This window comes from Streptomyces sp. NPDC091972 (assembly GCF_044756385.1).
Lineage (GTDB): Bacteria > Actinomycetota > Actinomycetes > Streptomycetales > Streptomycetaceae > Streptomyces.
The window spans coordinates 274,171-294,034 of record NZ_JBIVSV010000015.1 but is presented as its reverse complement, the minus strand read 5'-3'; the positions used below and the strand labels follow the sequence as shown (position 1 = coordinate 294,034).

The following is a 19,864-nucleotide window of genomic DNA, read 5'->3' as shown; positions in this document are numbered from 1 at the left end:
TGTTCCCACCGCACCTTCGTGCCGTGCGTGGGCCGAACCCCGAACGATCACCACCGCAACTCCCTGCGCACCCACTCCGTGGCCGTCGGGATGCCGGACCAGGACTCGGTGCGTGAACTCGCCCACAATGCGGGCGGCATCGAGCAGTTCACCGGACCCCCCGGATCAGCCACCTTCTTCGACTCCAACTGCATGCACGGATCGAACGGCAACATCACGCCCTACCCGCGGTCCAACGTTTTCATCGTCTTCAACAGCGTCGACAACGTCCTCGGGGAGCCCTTCGGCGCACCCGCCCCACGGCCGACGTACATCGCCAGCCGTGAATTCACACCCGTGCCGAGGTGAGGACAGTGAATGCGCAGGAAACGCTGCAGAACTTCATCGGCGGACGCCACCGCCAGGCCCTATCCGAGGAAACGCTCGACCTGACCGACCCGGCGACCGGCCGCGTCACCGGCCGCGCGCCCGTGTCCGGAGACGCGGACGTCGATCTGGCCTTCACCACTGCGCACACCGCATTTGAGAAGTGGCGGGACGTCGCTCCGGCGCAGCGCCAGCTCAGCCTGATGCGCATAGCCGACGCCCTGGAGCGACGCGCGGACGAGTTCGTCCGCGCGGAAGCGATGCATACAGGCAAGCCCCTGCATGTCACCGCGGCCGAGGAAATGGGCCCGATGATCGACCAGATCCGCTTTTTCGCGGGAGCCGCGCGCTTCCTGGAGGGCAAGTCGGCGGGGGAGTACATCGCAGAGCACACCTCGTTCGTGCGCCGGGAGCCGCTCGGAGTGTGTGCCCAGGTCACGCCGTGGAACTACCCCCTGATGATGGCCGTGTGGAAGTTCGCGCCCGCCGTGGCGGCGGGCAACACAGTGGTCCTGAAGCCTTCCGACACCACACCGCTGACGACGTTGATGCTCGCCGAACTGGCCGCCGAGTTCCTGCCCGACGGCGTGTTCAACGTCGTGTGCGGCTCCCGGGAGACAGGGCGCCGACTGGTACGGCATCCTGTGCCGGCCATGGTGTCGGTCACCGGCAGCGTTCGCGCGGGGACAGAGGTGGCCGGGGCCGCTGCCGCAGATGTCAAACGCCTTCACCTGGAGTTGGGCGGCAAAGCACCGGTCGTGGTCGCCGCCGACGCGGATCTGGCCCAGGCAGCCCAGGGCATCGCCCAGGCAGCCCTCTTCAACGCCGGACAGGACTGCGCCTCAGCCTGCCGGGTCATCGTGGACCGGTCCGTGCACGACGAGTTCGTGGCGCTGCTCACGCAGGAGATCAAGGGTCTGACGACCGGTGCTCCCGAGGACCCGACTGTCTTCTTCGGTCCGCTGAACAGCGCCGTGCAGCTGTCCCGGGTCCAGGATCACCTCCGAAACCTCCCTGCTCATGCCCAAGTGGTCAGCGGGGGACAGGCCCTGCCGGGCCAGGGGTACTTCCACCAGCCCACCGTGGTGACGGGCCTACGGCAGGATGACCGGGCTGTCCAGGAGGAAATCTTCGGGCCGGTCATCACCGTCCAACCGTTCAGCGATGACGAAGAAGCCCTCCGCCTCGCCAACGGCGTGCGATACGGTCTCGCATCCTCGGTCTGGACGCGTGACCATCGACGCGCAATGAACATGGCCCGGAAGATCGACGCCGGCTGAGTCTGGATCAACTGTCACATCCCGGTAGCAGCCGAGATGCCGCACGGCGGGTTCAAGCACTCCGGCTACGGCAAGGACCTCTCGTCCTACAGCCTGGAGGACTACACCCGCGTCAAGCACGTCATGACCTACCTGGGGTCGTAGCCCCCACCCGTCGGCCCTCGGTGGCAGAGGGCCGACGGGTTCAGCGCAGCGCGATGAGCCCGATGGCGAGCGCCGCACAGGCCAGCCCGGCGGCCTGACGGCGGTTCAGACGCTCCTTCAGGAGTGCCAGGGCGAGGAGGACGGGGATGGCGGGGTAGAGAGCGGAGAGTACGGTGGCGATGGCCATGAGCTGTTGTCGGGTGGCCTCCAGGTACAGCACGATGGCGAGCGTGCCCAGGGCGCCTGCCGCCAAGGTCGCCACCCACGGCCGTCCCGTCAATTTCCAGCCCGCACCGTAGGATCGCAGGACCGCGGCGATGACCGCGACGGAGACCACCCGGCTCAGCACCACTGGCCACAAGCCGCTGTCCTTGTCCACCTGCGCCATGGCCAGGAATTGAACACCGAAGCCAACGCTCGCGATCAGGGCACTGGGTACCCCGGCGGACAGCGTCCTCTGCTTGTCGTCCGGGGCCGGGGAGCTCTGCGAGACCAGCCACAGCGCCGGAAGGACAGCGGCGATTCCGACCCATGCCGGAGGCGCCGGGCGTTCCCCGAGGAAACACACCCCCACCAGGACCGGGAGCGCCACGGCTCCCACGTCGCTGACCGGGACGACCAAGCTCATCGCACCTTTGGACATCGCGCGGTACAGGAAAGCCACACCCACTCCCGTCCCCACCCCCGACATCGCTCCCCACCCGTAGTCGGCGAGCGTGGCGGATCCTCCGCCCAGTAACAGGACCAGGAATAACCCAAGTGCGGTACCGCCCAGTTGGGCATGCAGCGCCACCGTCAGGCCGTTGTGTCTGCGCGACACCAGTCCGTTGACGAAGTGCGTGATGCCGAAACACAGCGCGGACAGCAGAGCGAGCAGCTCACCCACGGTCGCTCACCCGGTGGTTCCGGTCCGTCTGACCCACCGGGCAGGTCTCACCGCCCGCGACACAGGCGCTCCGGTCGCACAACCGGCAGATCTTTTCGGCGTCCCCGGGCTGCCGGTACAGGCCCGTCAGCAGCTTGCTCAGCAACGTGCCGAGCTGCTCCCGCTCCCCCTCGTCGAGGTGGCTCAGCGCCTGGCGCAGCACCTCTCCCCGGCAGGCGAGAAGGGCGCGTGCGGCCTGCTCGCCCAGATCACTGAGCCGGAGGCGGACCCACCCTCCCCAACTGGGTTCTTTGCTTACTAATCCCTGATTTTCCAGACCCCCGACCATACGGGCCGCCGCCGACTGGCTCAGCCCCACCCGCCGCCCCACCTCGGTCACGCTCAGGCCAGGATCTGTCAACAACACCACCAGCGCCGCCGCCCCGCTCGAACTGGTGCTGGCCGCCCGGGTCGTCTCGGCTACCACCACGTCACTGAGGACCAGCGTGGCAGCCCCCAGAAGATTCGCCGTACGGAAGTCATCATGCATGACGCATGCGTAACCCTGGTGAAGTGCTGTAAACCCCACGCGTCAACACCTCAAGACCCCTGATCGACTCGTGCCGACGTTGCCAGGCATTGAGCCCCGACTTCTGGCCCCGGCAGCAGCCGACGCCGGGCGACCGGGTAGGACGACGTCCAGCAGGTGGAGGTGAACCAGGTCTGGACCTCGTCGGCGGACAGCACTCGAGTCAGCTCTGCCGTCCCCGGGAGCATCGGGAAGAACCGATCGCGTTCCAACTGCGCGGGTGCATCGGCTCGTCCAGCACGAGTAGGCGCCGTCCCTCCACCACGGGGATGTCGTCGGGCAGCCCCTCATTCCAGATCCGCTCCCCGTCCGGGGCGAGGAGTTCGAAGGCCCCGCTAGCGACGGCCCCGGTGCGCCCCTGGGCGGGCTCGGGGTCCGTGGCCAGGCGGACGCTCTCCGCCGACGGTGCGGTGCCAGGCATGATTGTGTCGGTGGGAAGCAGCAACGCTTGATGGTGAGTTCCGGGAACGCTTGAAGGGGGATCCAACACTGGCGCCCGAACGCCTCGCGGATCTCCTCCACGGAGCCTGGGTCGCGGACATCGGGCCAGGCCCTCGGATCCATCCGGGTGACCTCGACGAGCGCCATCACCTCCTGGCGGTCCTGGTCGTTGGGCAGCTGCGCCATGACCTCGACCGCGAGTTCCTCCACCACCACGCCGTACCGCATTCCGCACACCCCCGTGTGATCGACTCGGGCAGCAGCGTACGGAGGAATCACCGATCGCGTTCCGGCCTGTGGATAACCCGCGTTCGTGCTGCTCAACGGCCTCGGAGCGCGGCGCGGATGGCGTCGACGTGGGGCCGGATGAAGGCCCGAGCCTGCTGTTCGGCCTGGGCGTGTTCTTCGTCGGTCAGGGCTCGCCGTACGCAGAGTTCGGTGATCTCGACTTCGTACGTGCGGTAGTCGTCTGCAGGCCGGGGCACACCCTCCCGCAGCAGACACCCGCCCCGTCCACTCGACAGCAGCGCCGTGGCCGGGCAGGAAAGTGGGTCAGGCGGTCAGGGCCTGCTCGACGGTGGGATGGCAGGGGACGACCTGGTCCAGGCCGACGATCTGCAGGATCCGCAGCACCGATTCCTGGGCGCCGGCGAGACGCAGCCACCCCTGAGCGTCGCTCATGCTCTGGTGGGCGGCGATAAGTGCGTTGATGCCGCTGGAGTCCATGAAGGTCACGCCGCTGAGGTCCACCACGGTCTTCGGCAGCGCTGCTCCGTCATAGGACAGCAGGGCCTCGGTGAGCTCGTTCCTGACAGCGTGGTCGATCTCGCCGTGCAGGGTGAGCACCCGGATGTCGCCGACGGCGGTGGGGTCGATCGACAGGGAGCCGGGCCGGCCTGTTGCGTGGGTGTCTGTCACCGTTTCCTCGGCTGCGCTCGCTGATAGGACTGCGGCGTTGAGCGACGCACCGCCTGCTGGTCCTCCCGCACGGCCGGCAGGCGGCAGTGCGGGAGGTGCGGCCGCTGCGGTACGGCCGCGCCGCCCATGCGCGGGCCCGGCCGCGCGAAGTGAACCGGGCCCTGAAGTGGTCTATGACGCGGGGCCTTCTCGACTTTTCTGCCAGAGCGTCTCGCCGGAGAGCAGGTCTGTCATCACCCATACGGGTGGCGAGCGTTCCGGATGGCCGATGAGTAGGCGAGTTGGCCGATGGAGTGCCTGTTTCTGATCCCTGTACCAGCAGGCGGGAGGCTGTCAGCCCGGAGAGGAGCTCTGCGTAAACGCTCGGGGACGGCGGGGGCGGCGGGGCTCAGATGCCCAAACCCGCCACCAGGCTGTGCACCGGCGCAACAGTGGTGACCAAGGGGCCAACGATCGGAAGCGAATCGATGAGATTCCCGACAGACCCGTAGAGCCCCGCCCCGGAATCGACAGTGTCCGCACTCGGGAGCGGGGCTGCGTAAGCGGTCGTGGGCACGAGGGCGGCGGCAGCGGCCCCGGTGACAGCGAGGGCTACGATGATGCGTTTTGCGTGGTTCATGCCTGCCTTAACGATCTTCCGGCAGCATGGGCACGCAGAACCTGGCGTCGGCTAACTGACCAAGCAGAGCGCTCAGCCACGGACGTTGCGACATAAGCGCGACAGTGCCGGGCGAGGCTGTCGGACATGAGCCTGTTTCCTCCACACGACGGCGCGGCCGTCCGCGAGCTGGTGTCCGGCCGGTGCGTGCTCATGATGGGCGCCTCGGGGGCCGGGAAGTCGACCCTCGCCGCCCAACTCGCCGGGACGACGGGGGCCGTGGTCGTCTCGTACGACGGCCACCAGCGGCAGGTCGCCGGCGACACCGGCATCGAGCCGGTCGGCGACCTCACGCTCACGAAGGCGTGGACGGAGCTGGAGGGACACTGCGCCGCCGGGAGACCGGTCATCATGGACGGAACCCACTGCCAGCCGCAGCGGCGCGAGAAAGTCCGTGCGGTCGCGGCCGCGTACGGCCTGGAGACGGTCGTCGTGGTGCTCCTGGTGCCTTTGGAGGTGTGCCTTGCGCAGCAGCGTCTGCGCGGGCGGCGCGTCCCGGACAAGGACGTCATCCGCCAGCATGAGGCGATCGTGACGGCGCTGCCCTTGCTGGCCGGTGAGGGGCATGCGGCCGTGATCGGCGTACGCTCGCGATAGCGGAAGGGTGCCCAGCGGTGCTCGGCCCTTCTACGGGCGCGTGCTGACGAAGCGCACGATCGCCCCCCAGGCGGTCTTTGCCGACTCCATGCACCACTGGCAGAGCGGGATGCCGCCGCTGCCGTACTTGTGTGTCTTGCGCTGGCAGGCGGCGCAGGGGCCGATCTTGTCACCGGGACAGATCAGCGCGGACGGGTCCGGTTCGGTGATCGGCGGGGGAGTGGTCATGGTGGTTCCCGTTCCAGGCGGCGCGTATGAGCCGTCCACACGTCAGAGCAACCAGGGTCTTGGCACGGCTGTTCGAGCCGCGCCCGGCTAAGTCGATGATGTGGAGCTGGGCATCGGGCTGGCAGTGGGTGCAGGCGCGCAGTCCGTCGGCCAGGAGACGGCGGGCTTCGTCGCGGCTGATGGGGCGGCGGCGGGAGCCGATCATGTGGCAGTTGCCGGCGTGGACCTGGACGGGTGGCTTGCCGGTGCCGATGCCGACCTCGACGACCCACTCCGCCGGCTGCGGCCGGTTCTTGCGCCCGTGTTCCTCTTCGGCCTTGCGGCGTTCCAGCCGGGCGATTTTCGCGTCGATGCGGTGCAGCCACAGGGCGTGCCACACCCGCAGGGTGCGCAGTCGGTCCAGGTCGGGCGGCAGATCATCGAACACATTTTTGATTCTATGCCCATGATCACGTCCCGTCCCCTCGCGTGTTCGATTATCCGTTCGATAACGTGGTGGGGGAGGTGAGCACGATGAGCATGCAGGTGACGGCGGCCGGGCGGCCGGGTGTGGTGATGCATGTGCGCTGCCCGGACCGGCTGCCGGAGGAGACCTACCGGCAGGTGCTGGATGAGCTGGCCGGTCTGTCACCCGTGGTGCAGGCACTGCCGCCGTCGGCGGCCCTGGTGGACTTGCGCGGCGCCCTGCCTTACTACGGCGTCGACGCCGGCCGGCTGGGAGAGGTGCTGCGGATCAGGACGATCTCCCGCCTGGGCGTCGACGTCCGCGTCGGGATCGGGCCGTCCATCACGGTCGCCGCCACCGCCTCCGGCCAGATCCCGCCGCCCGGCGGTGTCCTCGCGATCACCCCCGAAGAGGTCGCGGGCTGGCTCGGGCCGCTGCCCGTCGAGGCCCTGCACGGGATCGGTCCGCGGCAGGCGGCCGCACTACGGGAATACGGCGTGCACTGTGTGGGCCTGCTCGCCGCGGTGCCGCCCGCCACGGTGCAGCGCCTGCTGGGTGGAAAGGCCGGCCGTCTGGCCGCCGATCGGGCCCGCGGGATCGACCCCCGCCCGGTCGTGCCTCGCGCGCTGCCGGTCACGGCGAGTGTGCGCTACCGCTTCGAGGAGCACACTCTGGACGGTGCCATCGTCCGTGCTGCTCCGCGGGCGGTGAGGGCGTCGTCGACGGCCTGGACGTAGGGCCAGTGCGGCATCCCCTGGGGTGCGCCGCGCGGTCCGGGCGGGTCCAGCAGCACGGCTACCTCCAGCGGGAGCAGGTCAGGGGTCGGGGGTTAGGAGGCGCGGCGGAAGACGGCGGCGGGGCCACCTCTCTCGCCCTCTTTTGTTCATGCCCGCATCCGGGCGCGACTGTCTGCCGCCCGCTGCCACGGCACCGTTCGCCACCGAACCAATGCAGAGGTCAAGCCGTAAGTGCTGGTTCATCGACTGTGAACGGATGCCTGTCCCTCCTCCCCAATGACCGCGAGGCGCTTACTGAGCTCGTTACCTCGTTCTTTGGGGAAATTTATGAGGAGCAGACCAAAATTTGGCTTGAGCAGTTCAATGGTGCGAGGAGGCCGAGACAGCCTACTGCCATGACGGCTCATCCTGGGCGCCAGACCACAGCCGACGCCCGCCTCACCCTTGCCGGCTTCCCGCTGACCTCCTTGACGCGCCCCTTGGGGCGGGCGCAACCCCCGCCCCAAGGGGACTCGCCGTGTCAGTCCTCACAAACCTCTCCTCCGTCTCACCGAGCCGTCGGTCCCGCGTGCCGTCCTGACCCCGGCGTTACCTGGGGCGCCTCCGTGAGCGCGGAAGGGATAGCAGGCGCCGCGACGGGCAGTGGCAAGGGGTCGTGAACACGAGCGGTGCACACGCGCGAGCGTCAGACCTGCCTTAAACAACGCTGACGATGGTCCATCGGGGAACCCCGATGGACCATCGTCTTTGGTCTAGATCCGTTCGACCAAGAGGGCCACTCCTTGGCCCACCCCTACGCAGAGAGTCGCGAGTCCCCTCTCGATGTCGCCGCGCTCAAGCCGTCCCACGAGGGTGAGTACGAGGCGACTCCCGGACGAACCGAGGGGGTGTCCGAGCGCTATCGCACCGCCATCGGCGTTGACGCTCTCCTCGTCGAGCTTGAGCCGTCGCATTACTGCCAGCGCCTGCGCCGCGAAGGCTTCGTTCAGTTCGACGGCATCCACGTCGCCGATCTGCCAGCCTGCCCGGGCCAGGGCCTTTTCTGTCGCGGGTACCGGGCCCAAACCCATCAGGTTCGGCTGGACCCCAGCCGAGGCCACGGAGACGACGCGCGCTCGGGGCGTCAGGCCGTAGCGCCGCACTGCTGCACCACTAGCCACGACGAGAGCCGAGGCGCCGTCCGAAAGCGGCGAGGAGGAGCCGGCAGTCACAATGCCGTCTGGGCGGAAAATCGTCCGAAGCGCGGCCAGTTTCTCGGCCGTGGTGTCCGCTCGAGGTCCTTCGTCCCTCTCTACCTGGTCGTCGCCCACTTGCACGGGAACGATCTCCCGGTCAAAGTGCCCGGCAGCCTGTGCACGCAAGGCCCGATGGTGGCTGAGCAGAGCGAATGCGTCGGACTGTGCACGGGTAATGCCGTCGAGCCGGGCGACCTCCTCCGCTGTTTCACCCATGGACAGCGTGGTCTTGACGACGTGCGGGTCGTGCACGTCTTGAACGGCTCGATCAGCCGCAACGAACCGCGGGTTGACGAGCCGCCAGCCGAGGGCGGTGTCGTGCATCTCGGTGGGCTTCGACCAGGGCGTGCCGGGCTTTTCGATGACCCAGGGAGCGCGAGTCATCGACTCGACGCCACCGGCGACGATTACGTCGGCCGTTCCGCTGCGCACGGCCTGGAACGCACTGGCCACTGCCGTGAGTCCGGACGCGCACAGCCGGTTGACGGTGTAGCCGGGCACTGTGTGAGGCAGGCCGGCCAGCAGCACGGCCATGCGCGCCACGTTGCGGTTGTCCTCGCCCGCCTGGTTGGCCGCGCCGAGGATTACCTCGTCGATTGCCTCGTCGGGCACACCAGAGCGGCGAACCGCCTCGGCGACGACCAGTGCGGCGAGGTCGTCGGGACGGACCTTGGCCAGAGCGCCCTTGTGCCTGCCGTGCGGCGTGCGTGCCCCATCAACGAGGAAGACATCTTCACTCATGTTCGGCCTGCACGTGGCGGCGGGACTGCAGGATCGAGAACCGGCCGGTGACGAACGCGGGATCGGTCAGGGCTGCCGTTGCCGCAGGGTTGGCCGCCGTGCCGTGGAAGTCGCTGAAGGCGGCCGACTGGTTGACAAAAACGGGGCCCGTCAGGTTCTCGGACAGGTGGACGCCAGCGTCGAGGGCGGTGCGGCGTGCGGCGTTGAGGACGTCCTCGCTCGTGGCATGCACGGTGGCCGTCAGGGCCCCGTGCTCGCGCACAGTTGAGCCCAGTACCTCCAGGCTGTGCTCGGTGGAGTCGGTGCTGATGACGAACGTCACCGGTCCGAACCACTCCTGCGAGTAGGCGACGCGGTCGGTGTGGGCGTCCAGCAGACTGATCAGCGGGGTACGGACCACCGCGTGCTCGTAATCCGGGTGCGTCACTGCACGCGAGGACAGGATGACCTGACCCACCGTGGCCGCTTCCTCCAGGCGCTTGAGGATGCCGTCACTGACGATGCCTCCCAACGTGCCACAGGCACGCTGAACGTCTGACAGCAGGCCGTCGACGGCCGCGGCGAGGTCTGCAGCGAACTCAGCCGGGGTCTTCGTCCCCTGGTCTGTGGTGATGCCGCTCGCCGGCACCAGCAGGTTCTGGGGAGTGGTGCACATCTGCCCGCTGTACAGGGACAGGGAGACGGAGAGGTTGCGGAGCAGACCCTTGTAGTCATCGGTGGAGTCCAGCACTACCGAATTGATGCCTGCCTTCTCTGTGTACACGTGGGCCTGGCGGGCGTTGTCCTCGAGCCAGGTGCCGAACTCGGTGGAGCCGGTGAAGTCCACGAGGCGAACGTCAGGGTGGGTCGCCAGGGCTGGCGCCGTCCGCTCGGTCGCGGAAGAGGCCGCCAGAATCACCACGTCGGGGTCGAAGCCAGCCTCGTTGAGCACCTCGCGTGCGATGCGTACCGTGATGGCGAGCGGCAGCACGGCTCGACGGTGCGGCTTGATCACCACGGGGTTACCGGTGGCGAGGCTGGCGAACAGCCCCGGATAGCCATTCCACGTGGGGAAGGTATTGCACCCGATGAGCACCCCGACGCCGCGGCCCACCGGCGTGAAGGTCTTCTCCATGGTGATGGGGTCGCCCTTGCGCTGCGGCTTGGTCCACACGGCCGTCGTGGGGTGACGCCGCTGCTCCGCCCAAGCGTAGGCGACGGCCTCCAGGGCGCGGTCCTGCGCATGGGGTCCGCCGGCCTGGAAGGCCATAAGGAAGGGTTGGCCGGTCGTGTGCTGGACGGCGTGCGCGATCTCAAAGCTGGCGGCGTTGAGGCGGACCAGGATTTCCGCAGCCACGCCGGCGCGTGTGTCGGGGCTTGCCTCGCGCCATGCGGTGCCCGCCGTCTTGGCGGCCTCGATGGCTTCCTCGGGCGAGACGTGCGGGTAGCGCAGACCAAGGGGGAAGCCGTACGGCGATACCTCGCCACTGAAGACGGTGCCCCTGCCAGGGTGCCCGGGCAGCAGGAAGTCGTTGTTCAGCAGGGCCTTGAAGGCGTTCTCGCCGTCCGCGGCCTGGGTCCCGTAGGAGGGGTCCTTGGGGGCCTCGGGGAAGGGTGTCCAGTAGTCGCGTTCCAGCACGGCGGCAGCGGCGCGTTCCAGAAGGGCGCGGTGCTTGTCGAAGAACTCGTGCGCAGTGGGAGCCGGCTCTGTCATGGGATTACTCCTTGAATTCGTGCAGGTCGTTCGGCGCAGCCCGCTTAGAGGTCGGCCAGAAGCGTTGTCGGGTTCTCCACGCGGTCCGCCACGTAGCGCAGGAAGCCGCCCGCTGCCCCGCCGTCGCACACTCGGTGGTCGAAGCTGAGAGAGATCTGGACGACCTTGCGCACTGCAAGAGCGCCGTCCGCCACCCACGGCTTGTCGATCATGCGGCCGAATCCGATGATGGCCGCCTCAGGGTGGTTGATGATCGCCGACGAACCGTCGACTCCGAAGACGCCGTAGTTGTTGAGGGTGAAGGTCCCACCGGTGAGGCGGTCAGGCGGCAGGCTGCCCGACCGCGCCAGGTTGGTGAGACGTTTGAACTCGGCCGCCAGTTCCACCGTGGTCATCAAGTGGGCGTCCCGGACGACGGGTACGACCAGGCCGCGGTCGGTCTGGGCGGCAAAGCCCAGATGGATGTGGGGGAATTGAAGGATCTCGCCGGCCTGTGTATCGACCGTCGAGTTTAGTTCGGGATAGCGCTGCAGACCTGCCACACAGATGCGCGCAAGGAGGGCCAGCAGGCCGATGCCCTCCTCGGGGCGGGCCGCCTGCAGGGCGGACTTCGCCTCAAGCAGTCCGGTGGCGTCCGCATCGACCCACGTGGTGGCGTCGGGGATCTCACGGCGGCTGCGGGAGAGCTTGTCGGCAACGGCCCGTCGCAGTCCCCGCAATGGAATCCGCTTGATCTCGGCTGCGTTCGCGCGGGCCGGTGCGGGCGTCGCAGCTGTGGCCGCGGTCGGCTGCTGGTCGGGCGCGGCTTGGGCGATGGCCTGTTCCACGTCCCGGCGCTGGATCACACCGAACGAGCCGGTCGGTGTGAGAGCCGTGAGCTCGATGCCGTTGTCGCGGGCCAGTTTGCGCACCAGCGGAGAGATGACCAGGGGCGCGTGCCCGGGCGCAGCGCTCTGGATCGGCTTGCTGGTCTGCTCGGACGCCTGCACGACCGCGGCCGGGGCGGCCGCGGTCTGGCTGCTGGCAGCGGAAGCACGCTTGCGTCGGCGTCGGGACGGTGGGGCGTGTCCCGTGCCGTAACCGATCAGGACGTTGCCCGAGCCGGCCTGCTCCTCCTCGCGGTATCGTTCCGCGGCGGCTGCTCTGGCTGCTTCGTCCGGGTCTGCCGGCTGCTGGGCCTGCTTCGCGGCGCCCGCGTCAGGGCTGCTGATGGCTATGAGCGGCGTGCCCACGGCGACCGCTTGTCCCGCTTCCGCGAACAGCTTCGCGACCGTTCCCGCGTAGGGGACCGGTACCTCGACTGCGGCTTTGGCGGTCTCGACCTCGACGACGATCTGGTCGATGGTGACGGTGTCGCCAACGGCGACCTTCCACTCGACGATCTCTGCGTCCGTCAGGCCCTCACCGAGGTCCGGGAGCAGGAACATCTGGTCGGTGGTGGTTCCGGTCGTCGTCACGATCCCTCCCGTGCGAGGTGGTAGGTGTCGGGCTGGCCGTCGAGTTGCAGCCGGTCGACCGCGTCCAGCACGCGGTCGACGCCGGGCAGGTGGGCGTGCTCGAGCTTCGGCGGGGGGTAGGGGATGTCGAATCCTGTGACGCGGAGAACCGGGGCATCGAGAGAGTGGAAACACCGCTCCTGGACGCGTGCGGCGATCTCGGCGGCGACTCCGGCAAAGCCCTGTGCTTCCTGCAGGACGATGCAGCGGCCGGTCTTGCGCACTGACTCCGCCACCGTCTTGTCGTCGAAGGGCACCACACTGCGAAGGTCGACGACTTCGAGGCTGATGCCTTCCTCGGCGGCCGTCTCTGCGGCCTTCAGGGCTACGGGGACACAGGGGCCGTAGGCGACCAGCGTGCCGTCGCGGCCTTCACGGCGGACGACGGCTTGTCCGAAGGGGAGAGCCTGTCGGGTGTCGACGTCGGCGTCCTCCTTCGACCAGTACAGTCGCTTGGGCTCCATGAAGATCACGGGGTCGGGGTCGTCGATGGCGTCCCGCAGCAGCCAATAGGCGTCCTCGGCCGTCGCAGGGGTGACGACCTTCAGGCCGGGGGTGTGGGCGTAATAGGCCTCGCTGGAGTCGCAGTGGTGTTCCACGCCGCCGATGCCGCCGGCGAACGGGATACGGATCACCATGGGCAGGGAGAGCCGGCCGCGGGTGCGGTTGCGCAGCTTGGCGACGTGCGAGGCGATCTGCTCGAAGGCCGGGTAGGCGAAGGCGTCGAACTGCATCTCGACCACTGGGCGAAATCCGCCCATCGCCATACCCACCGCGAGGCCGACGATGCCAGCCTCGGCCAGCGGCGTGTCGAAACAGCGCTCATCACCGAACTCGGCGGTCAGCCCGTCGGTGATGCGGAACACGCCTCCCAGCGCGCCGACGTCCTCGCCGAAGACCAGGACCCGCTCGTCGGCACGCAGCGCGTCCCGCAGGGCGCCGTTGAGCGCCTGTGCCATCGTCATCGAGGCCATGGATCAGTCCTCCTGGGAGTCGAGCTCGGTGGCCAGCAGGTCGCGCTGTTCGAGCAGTTGCGGAGTGGGCTCGGCGAAGACGTGGTCGAACAGCTCCATCGGGTCGGCCTTGATGTCGGCGTTCATGCCCTCCCGGACCCGAGCGGCGAAAGTCTCGGCCTCCTGCTTGGCCGCCTCGATGTCCTCGGCGGTCAGCAGTTCCCGGCCCAGCAGGTAGGTCTCCAGCCGGGCCAGTGGGTCTGCCTTCTCCCACACGTCGACCTCCTCACGCTCCCGGTAGCGGGTGGCGTCATCGGCGTTGGTGTGGGACTCCATGCGGTAGGTGTGCGCTTCGACGAGGAAGGGACCCCTGCCGGAGCGAGCATGCTCGACCGCGGCCTGCAAGACGGACAGGACAGCGACCAGGTCGTTGCCGTCGACCTGCTCGGACGCCATGCCGTAGCCGACGCCCTTGTAGGCGAGCGCAGGCGCGGCGGTCTGCCGAGACAGCGGCACGGAGATCGCGTACTGATTGTTCTGGATGAAGAACACCACCGGAGCCTTGAACACAGCGGCGTAGTTGAGCGCTTCGTGGAAGTCACCCTCGCTGGTCCCGCCATCGCCGATGAAGGCCATGACGACGCCGTCTTCTCCCTTGCGGCGGAATGCTTCAGCCATGCCGGTGGCGTGGATGGTCTGCGTGGCCAGGGGAGTGCACTGAGGGGCCACCCGCGTCGCGGCGGGGTCGTAGCCACAGTGCCAGCCGCCGCGCAGCAGCGTCAGCACTTCCATCGGGTCGATGTCGCGAGTGACCAGGGCTACTGAGTCGCGGTAGGTGGGAAACAGCCAGTCTTGGTCCTGCAGGGCCAGGACACCGGCGATCTGGCAGGCTTCCTGGCCGCGGCTGGAGGGGTACACCGCGAGCCTGCCCTGCTTGGTGAGGGCTGTGGCCTGGGTATCGAACCGACGGCCGATGACCATGCGGCGGTGCGCTTCCCGCAGTAGCTCATCCGAGGGCTCGGTGTAGCCCGCTGGAGGCTTCACCGGCTTGCCATCAGGCGCCACGAAGCGCACCGGAGCGAGGGAGGGAAGGAGGCTGTCGACCGCTTGGCGGAGCGCCTTAACGGACATGCTGCACCGCTTTCTTTGGACACTTGACACACGAATCGTGGCCCTGTCCGATATATATGTTCAAGATATCTGAGTGAAGGAGAGAGAGATTGTCGATCTCTCCGGCCGTGGAGGGCAAAGTGTCGAAACCAGAGGGCCCCGTGGGGCTGGAAACCGGACGTTCTGCCGCCGGTCTCGACGAAATCGATCGCGCGATCATCGCCGCGCTGCTGCGAGACGGCCGCATGTCCATCCGTGCGCTTGCCGAGCACGTGCACATCTCCCGGGCCAACGCCTATGCGCGCATCGGACGGTTGACCGACGACGGCATCATCTCGGGATTCACCGCCCGGCTGAATCCGCAGAGACTGGGCCTGGGCACCACGGCGTACGTGTCGGTAACCATCGAGCAGAACGCCTGGCGGTCGGTTGCCGTCAGGCTGAAGGAGATTCCGCACGTCGAGCACTTCGCCCTGGTAGGAGGCGACTACGACGTCCTGGTTCTCGTGCGGGCACCTGACAACACCGCGCTGAGACGCGTGGTGCTGGAGTCGATCCAAGACATCCCGGGAGTCCGTGCCACCCGCACCTGGCTTGTCTTCGAAGAAGCGCAAGGACTCGGCACGCAATGGGAGGCGACGGACTCCTGAGACAAGGCCCTCGACGAGACGTCGTGCCTGTCTAGGCCGGCAACGCCCGGCTCTTGTCCCAGACGAAGGCAGGCGCCAGCGCACGTTCCGCGGACACCACCTGTCCCACCAGGATGATGTGATCCCCTCCGTCATACCGCTGCCATGTGCGGCACTCCAGGCGGGCCGCCGTCCCGCTGAGCAGAGGCGCTCCGGTAAGACCCTGCGACAGCGCGAGGCCCGTGAACTTGTCCCCACCCCGGCGGGCAAACCGCTCGATCAAACCCGTCTGGTCCTCGGCAAGGATATGGACCGCGAAGCTCTCCGCTCCCTTCCACAAGGCGAAATTCGTTGAGCGCCGGTCCACGCACCAGGAGACCAGTGGCGGGTCAAGGGACACGGACGTGAAGCTGTTGCACACCAGACCAACACGGCCCCCCGCAGCTTCCGCCGTGATCACAGTGACGCCCGTCGGCCAAGCGGCCAACGTCTGACGCAGGGTGTCGGAAGTGACACGCGGGGAGGGGGGAGAAGAAGAGAGCGGCACGTGGCCTCCTCATTCGTCAACGAAACTGCGGCTCGGAACCTCATGGTCGAAACGGCTTCAACGCCGCGCTATCCGGAGCGCGCACAGCCCTGGCCGACTCACGCACCCGGACAGACCATGCGCGTTGCGGACCAGGTGCTGCGCCGCGCGGATAGTCCCCGCCGTCCACTCGACAGCAGACTGCCAGCACTGCCAGGCACAGCGGCAGTGACCCAAGGTGACGAAGGAGACACCGATGATGACGACGCGGCTGGCTGAGCGAACCGGGTTCTTGCTGGGAGTCTTTTCGGCGAATCTGTCCTCCGGGCTCGCGGCCACAACCGTTCCCGAACGCTGGCAGGCGACGTGGGAGGACAACCTCCGTCTGGCGGGTGTGGCCGACCGTGCGGGACTCGACTTCATTCTGCCGGTGGCCCGCTACCGCGGATACGGGGGCGAGACCAATTTCCAGGGCAGCTCCCTCGACCCGACGACCCTGGCGGCCGCCCTGCTGGCCCGCACCGAACAGATCACGGTCTTCTCTACCGTCCACACGGCCTTCATCCCGCCCGTCCTGGCCGCCAAGCAACTCGCGACCGCCGACCGCATCGGATCCGGTCGCATGGGCCTCAACATCGTGGCGGGCTGGAACAAGCCCGAGTACGACATGTTCGGGATCGACCTGCCGCAGGGCCATGACGAGCGTTACGCCATGGCCCAGGAGTGGTGGGACGTCGTGCGCCGGGTGTGGTCCGAGCCCGAACCGTTCGACTACGACGGCACCTTTTACCAGCTCAAAGGCGTCCAAGGCGCACCCGGGCCCGAGTTCGGCGCTCTGCCCGTCCTCAACGCCGGTTCCTCAACCCAGGGCCGCGACTTCGGCGCACGCAACGCCGACCTGGTCTTCACGGTGCTCAACGGGCCGGAGGACGGTGCAGAGGTGGTGCGCGCCGTGCGGGAGCGAGCACGCAGCCGCTACGGCCGCGAGGCCGGCACACTCACCACGGCTCATGTGGTTTGCCGGCCCACCAGGCGGGAGGCCGAAGAGTACGTGCGGCACTACGCCGAGACAAACGCTGACCAGGCGGCAGTCGACACTCTCCTGAGCTTGCAGGGCGCGCACGCCAAGACCTTCACCCCCGAGCAGCTCGCCACCTTCCGCACCCGCTTTACAGCCGGTCACGGAAGCTGCCCGCTTATCGGATCCCCCGACGATGTCGCCGCCGAGATCGAGCGCTACGCCGCGACGGGCCTACGCGGGCTGACCTTGTCTTTCGTCAACTTCACAGAAGAACTGCAGTACTTCGTCGAAGAGGTCTTGCCGCGGCTGGAGAAGCGGGGCGTCCGGCCGGCCGCAGCCGTGCACCGCTAGGGACGAGTGCGCCGTGCCGTTGTCGAGGGGGTTTCCCCAAAACGCTCCCGATACGCCGCGGCGAAGCGCCCGAGGTGGCCGAAGCCGCAACGGTGAGCGATGGCCGACACGGTCGCATCATGCTCGCCGGATGCTGCGCCGAGCAGGAGCCTACGAGCCTCGTCCAGCCGCACAGCACGCACCAAAGCCATTGGTGACACCCCATACGCGCGCACGCACACGTATTGCAGCTGCCGCACGCTCACTCCCACAGCCCGCGCGATGCCGGCCACCGTGATCGGCTCGGCGTAATGCTGCTCGATCCACACACGCGCCCGCTTCGCGTCACCGTCCGCGCCGACCTCCACGGGGTGCGCGTACAGGTCAGTGCTGCGGGAGTGCGGAAGCCCGAAAAGGAAGGCAGACAGGAGCGTGTCCTCCAAGGCGGCCTCCACCTCTGGCACCGATCGGCGGGTGTCAAGGCCACGCAGCGCGCGGCACACCGACCGCCATGCCGAGTCGATCAGGACGGTCTGGTGACTCGCTCCCGGGGCCGCGGTACCGGTGGGCCAAAACCGCAGCGGTGGCCCTGACCGGCCCGTGACCGCTGTCAGGTGGTCCTCAAGTCGTTCGATGGTGGTGGAGATCATCAAGGCACCGCCATCGGGGTCGGGTTCGACGACGCTGCGATCGTCCGGGTCGACCAGGAAGGCTTGGCGGGCGACGTGCTGGCGCCCGGCATGCGGTCGTCCCAACAAGCGCATCGGGCCCAGGGGAACTGTGATCGAGCGGCGCCCAGCGCTGGGAGCGATGTCGACGCGCACGTGGCCGCCGTAGCGGGCGTACACCAAGCTGACAGCACCCACACTGCTGGTCGCGACCAAACCGTCCAACCGCTCCCCACACGGTTCCAACCGGTGGTCGGAGGTGCCGCGCCGGACTGCCTCCCACAACGGCTGGGGCTGCTGGCTTCGCACCGCGGCCGTCAGCGGAAGCGGTCCCGGTCCGTCCTCACGGTTCATCAGCGGTTCGCCCCTCTCCACCCGACGGTGCGGCTCGCTTCCACGTTTGCATCCGATCAAGATCCGATCAAGAGAAAGGCGGACACCATGCTCGCTAGCGCATGGGTGGACGGCGCCCGCCGCGCCGTCGTCGTCGACGACGACCGTGTTGGAGTGACCCCAATTCCCGGGCTCGACGCAGCAGTCCGGGGCGGCTTCGATGTGGCGGGAGCCGTCACCGAGTGGCGGGACCGGTGCGCGGTGGTGTTGGACGCGCCGCTGCGCCCACCTGTGGTGTTCTGCCTGGGTCAGACCTATAGCAGCCATGTGCAGGAGAAAGAGGTCGCAGGCCACCCAGCGGACGACCACCCAGAGCTGCCCGAGTTCTTCCTGAAGGCTGGACAGACCATCGCAGCACCAGGCCGTCCGTTGCGCTTGGGTCCCACCAGAATCACCAAACTCGACTACGAGACCGAACTCGGCGTGGTGATAGGAACCCAGGCGCACTTCGTAACAGCGGAGCAGGCGCTGCAGCACGTCTTCGGATACATGGTGGTCAACGATCTGTCGGCCCGCGAACGCCAGATCAGGACGGCACCCGACGGAACTCGGCGCATGGCCGCCGACGCCGCGAAGAACTTCGACGGTGCGACCGTGTTCGGTGAGACGGTCGTCCCCGCGGCCCACATCCCTGAGCCGGGCAGCCTGGCAGTCACTACGCACGTCAACGGCGAGTTGCGCCAGTCCGACACCACGGGCGCACTGCTGTTCAGTGTCGGCGAGTTGATCGCTTTCGTCAGTCGGCATCTCACTTTGCGCCCCGGGGACGTGATTGCCACCGGTACGCCCGGGGGCACAGGCTGGTCCACAGACAGTGAACTGGGTGGGACGGGCCGTACTCCGGCTGGCTGCGCGCCGGGGCGCTACCTAAGCGCCGGGGACCAGGTCCTGAGTGCCATCGAACGGGTCGGTCATGCGGTGGTGGACGTCACCGCATGATCACGTTGCGTCGGCCGGGGACGCTGGCGCAACGGAGATGGCCCGGCTCCTGCCTTCCCTCCCGCTTGTGGACGGCAGGAGCCGGTGTCAGTGCGCTCAGCGGCGTATGCCGGCGAAGGCGTCCACCATCGCCTCGGCCACTTCCGACAAGTGATCATTCATCAGACGCGAGGCTGCTTGGTGATCTCGTGCCTTGACCGCGGCAAGGATCCTTTGGTGCGCGTCGAGTTCAGCCGTTGAGGTGATATGACCCTCGACCTTCGGCATCAGATGGTGCAGTCGACGTACTTCGTCGAGCTGATCGGTCAGGATCGCCAGCGCCCTGCCGTTGCCGGTCATAGCAGCCAGATCGGTGTGAAAGGCTCGCGCCGCACCGAGCGCAGGTTCGATCGAGGCGGCGTCCCGGCTCTGTTCTGAACAGAGATCGGCCAGGCGCGCGATGTCGGCAGGGTCGCGCAACTGAGCGGCCTTCGCCGCCATCACCGGCTCCACCATCCGGCGGACCTCGAACACCTCGCGGATGTCCTCGAGCCGGACCGGCCGCACGAGATAACCCTTGCGCGGCATCACCACCACCCAGCCGTCCTGCAACAGCAAACGAAGAGCTTCACGCACCGGAGTCTTCGAGATGCCGTAACGCGCGGCGAGTTCGGGCTCCAGCAGCAGGGAGCCGGGACCATGCCGAACCTGGAGGATCTCTTCCTTGAGCCGGTGGTAGACCTGCTCCGTCAGCGACAGCTGGCGAGCGGGCACCTCATCCAGCTCAGCCGTGACCAGAGTCCTGCGCTGCGCCATGGACGCCTCCACCTCATTCGCCAACCATGCCAAAGGTATATCTGTGATAGCCGAGTTCAGACAACTG

At 67.9% G+C, this 19,864-nt stretch carries 19 protein-coding genes and 3 pseudogenes; 7 read left to right on the top strand and 15 right to left on the bottom strand.

The features are described from left to right. The coding region (locus ACIQJT_RS35755; RefSeq protein WP_402649910.1) for a phytanoyl-CoA dioxygenase family protein at positions 1-348 on the top strand (348 nt) is incomplete at its 5' end. 5 nt (positions 349-353) lie between these two features. After that, positions 354-1,790, top strand: a pseudogene (locus tag ACIQJT_RS35750) (gamma-aminobutyraldehyde dehydrogenase). Positions 1,791-1,830: 40 nt separating this feature from the next. Here ACIQJT_RS35750 and ACIQJT_RS35745 read toward each other — a convergent pair. The 6 genes and pseudogenes from ACIQJT_RS35745 to ACIQJT_RS35720 all read right to left on the bottom strand — a co-directional run bounded on the left by ACIQJT_RS35745 (position 1,831) and on the right by ACIQJT_RS35720 (position 4,603). After that, positions 1,831-2,676, bottom strand: a complete 846-nt coding sequence (locus tag ACIQJT_RS35745) for a GRP family sugar transporter (RefSeq protein WP_402649909.1) — start codon at positions 2,674-2,676, stop codon at positions 1,831-1,833. Beyond that, entirely contained in the window at positions 2,669-3,205 is a 537-nt protein-coding gene (locus ACIQJT_RS35740; protein ID WP_402649908.1) for a MarR family winged helix-turn-helix transcriptional regulator, read from the bottom strand. Before ACIQJT_RS35740 ends, ACIQJT_RS35745 begins: the two co-directional genes overlap by 8 nt. 202 nt (positions 3,206-3,407) lie before the next feature. Further along, entirely contained in the window at positions 3,408-3,665 is a 258-nt protein-coding gene (locus ACIQJT_RS35735; RefSeq protein ID WP_402649925.1) for a hypothetical protein, read from the bottom strand. A 59-nt stretch (positions 3,666-3,724) separates the two neighbouring features. Next, positions 3,725-3,913: pseudogene (locus ACIQJT_RS35730) on the bottom strand (hypothetical protein); the annotation flags it as partial. 92 nt (positions 3,914-4,005) lie between these two features. Continuing rightward, positions 4,006-4,170 carry a hypothetical protein gene (locus ACIQJT_RS35725; protein WP_402649907.1) on the bottom strand — a complete coding sequence of 55 codons (165 nt, stop codon included), beginning with the start codon at positions 4,168-4,170 and terminating at the stop codon, positions 4,006-4,008. A 67-nt stretch (positions 4,171-4,237) separates the two neighbouring features. After that, entirely contained in the window at positions 4,238-4,603 is a 366-nt protein-coding gene (locus ACIQJT_RS35720) for an STAS domain-containing protein (RefSeq protein WP_402649906.1), read from the bottom strand. A 745-nt stretch (positions 4,604-5,348) separates the two neighbouring features. Here ACIQJT_RS35720 and ACIQJT_RS35715 point away from each other — a divergent pair. Next, the gene (locus ACIQJT_RS35715; RefSeq protein WP_402649905.1) at positions 5,349-5,858 is read left to right on the top strand and encodes an AAA family ATPase; all 510 of its coding nucleotides are present in this window, start codon (positions 5,349-5,351) and stop codon (positions 5,856-5,858) included. A gap of 169 nt (positions 5,859-6,027) precedes the next feature. On the opposite strand, the gene ACIQJT_RS35710 is transcribed toward ACIQJT_RS35715, so the two are convergent. After that, positions 6,028-6,513 carry a DUF6233 domain-containing protein gene (locus tag ACIQJT_RS35710; protein ID WP_402649904.1) on the bottom strand — a complete coding sequence of 162 codons (486 nt, stop codon included), beginning with the start codon at positions 6,511-6,513 and terminating at the stop codon, positions 6,028-6,030. A 92-nt stretch (positions 6,514-6,605) separates the two neighbouring features. On the opposite strand from ACIQJT_RS35710, the pseudogene ACIQJT_RS35705 reads away from it, so the two are divergent. Next, positions 6,606-7,226 (top strand): annotated as a pseudogene (locus ACIQJT_RS35705) (hypothetical protein); the annotation flags it as partial. Positions 7,227-8,020: 794 nt separating this feature from the next. On the opposite strand, the gene ACIQJT_RS35700 reads toward ACIQJT_RS35705, so the two are convergent. From ACIQJT_RS35700 to pdhA, 5 genes are read right to left on the bottom strand one after another with little or no spacing between them, the layout of a single operon-like run. Then, positions 8,021-9,244 carry a thiolase family protein gene (locus ACIQJT_RS35700; RefSeq protein ID WP_402649903.1) on the bottom strand — a complete coding sequence of 408 codons (1,224 nt, stop codon included), beginning with the start codon at positions 9,242-9,244 and terminating at the stop codon, positions 8,021-8,023. Beyond that, positions 9,237-10,937, bottom strand: a complete 1,701-nt coding sequence (paaN, locus tag ACIQJT_RS35695) for a phenylacetic acid degradation protein PaaN (protein ID WP_402649902.1) — start codon at positions 10,935-10,937, stop codon at positions 9,237-9,239. The genes ACIQJT_RS35700 and paaN overlap by 8 nt, the downstream gene beginning before the upstream one ends. A gap of 44 nt (positions 10,938-10,981) precedes the next feature. After that, positions 10,982-12,364: a dihydrolipoamide acetyltransferase family protein gene (locus ACIQJT_RS35690; protein ID WP_402649923.1), complete on the bottom strand. Its 1,383-nt coding sequence runs from the start codon at positions 12,362-12,364 to the stop codon at positions 10,982-10,984. A 26-nt stretch (positions 12,365-12,390) separates the two neighbouring features. Beyond that, entirely contained in the window at positions 12,391-13,407 is a 1,017-nt protein-coding gene (locus ACIQJT_RS35685; protein ID WP_402649901.1) for an alpha-ketoacid dehydrogenase subunit beta, read from the bottom strand. A 3-nt stretch (positions 13,408-13,410) separates the two neighbouring features. Further along, positions 13,411-14,517 carry a pyruvate dehydrogenase (acetyl-transferring) E1 component subunit alpha gene (pdhA, locus tag ACIQJT_RS35680; protein ID WP_402649900.1) on the bottom strand — a complete coding sequence of 369 codons (1,107 nt, stop codon included), beginning with the start codon at positions 14,515-14,517 and terminating at the stop codon, positions 13,411-13,413. 95 nt (positions 14,518-14,612) lie between these two features. Between pdhA and ACIQJT_RS35675 the strand changes: the two genes are divergently transcribed. Further along, complete coding sequence (locus ACIQJT_RS35675) at positions 14,613-15,146, top strand: Lrp/AsnC family transcriptional regulator (RefSeq protein WP_402649922.1); 534 nt, start codon at positions 14,613-14,615, stop codon at positions 15,144-15,146. A 31-nt stretch (positions 15,147-15,177) separates the two neighbouring features. Here ACIQJT_RS35675 and ACIQJT_RS35670 read toward each other — a convergent pair whose 3' ends face one another. After that, positions 15,178-15,672 carry a flavin reductase family protein gene (locus tag ACIQJT_RS35670; protein ID WP_402649899.1) on the bottom strand — a complete coding sequence of 165 codons (495 nt, stop codon included), beginning with the start codon at positions 15,670-15,672 and terminating at the stop codon, positions 15,178-15,180. Between the two features lie 235 nt (positions 15,673-15,907). Here ACIQJT_RS35670 and ACIQJT_RS35665 point away from each other — a divergent pair, with 235 nt between their 5' ends. Then, positions 15,908-17,023, top strand: coding sequence for an LLM class flavin-dependent oxidoreductase (locus ACIQJT_RS35665; protein ID WP_402649898.1), 1,116 nt, complete (start codon positions 15,908-15,910; stop codon positions 17,021-17,023). On the opposite strand, the gene ACIQJT_RS35660 is transcribed toward ACIQJT_RS35665, so the two are convergent. Next, positions 17,020-17,826, bottom strand: coding sequence for a helix-turn-helix transcriptional regulator (locus tag ACIQJT_RS35660; RefSeq protein WP_402649897.1), 807 nt, complete (start codon positions 17,824-17,826; stop codon positions 17,020-17,022). The two genes, ACIQJT_RS35665 and ACIQJT_RS35660, sit on opposite strands and share 4 nt — an antisense overlap. A gap of 225 nt (positions 17,827-18,051) precedes the next feature. On the opposite strand from ACIQJT_RS35660, the gene ACIQJT_RS35655 reads away from it, so the two are divergent. Then, complete coding sequence (locus ACIQJT_RS35655; protein ID WP_402649896.1) at positions 18,052-19,002, top strand: fumarylacetoacetate hydrolase family protein; 951 nt, start codon at positions 18,052-18,054, stop codon at positions 19,000-19,002. Between the two features lie 96 nt (positions 19,003-19,098). Here the strand turns inward: ACIQJT_RS35655 and ACIQJT_RS35650 are convergent, their stop codons facing one another. Further along, positions 19,099-19,797, bottom strand: coding sequence for a GntR family transcriptional regulator (locus ACIQJT_RS35650; protein ID WP_402649895.1), 699 nt, complete (start codon positions 19,795-19,797; stop codon positions 19,099-19,101). Positions 19,798-19,864: the final 67 nt, after the last annotated feature.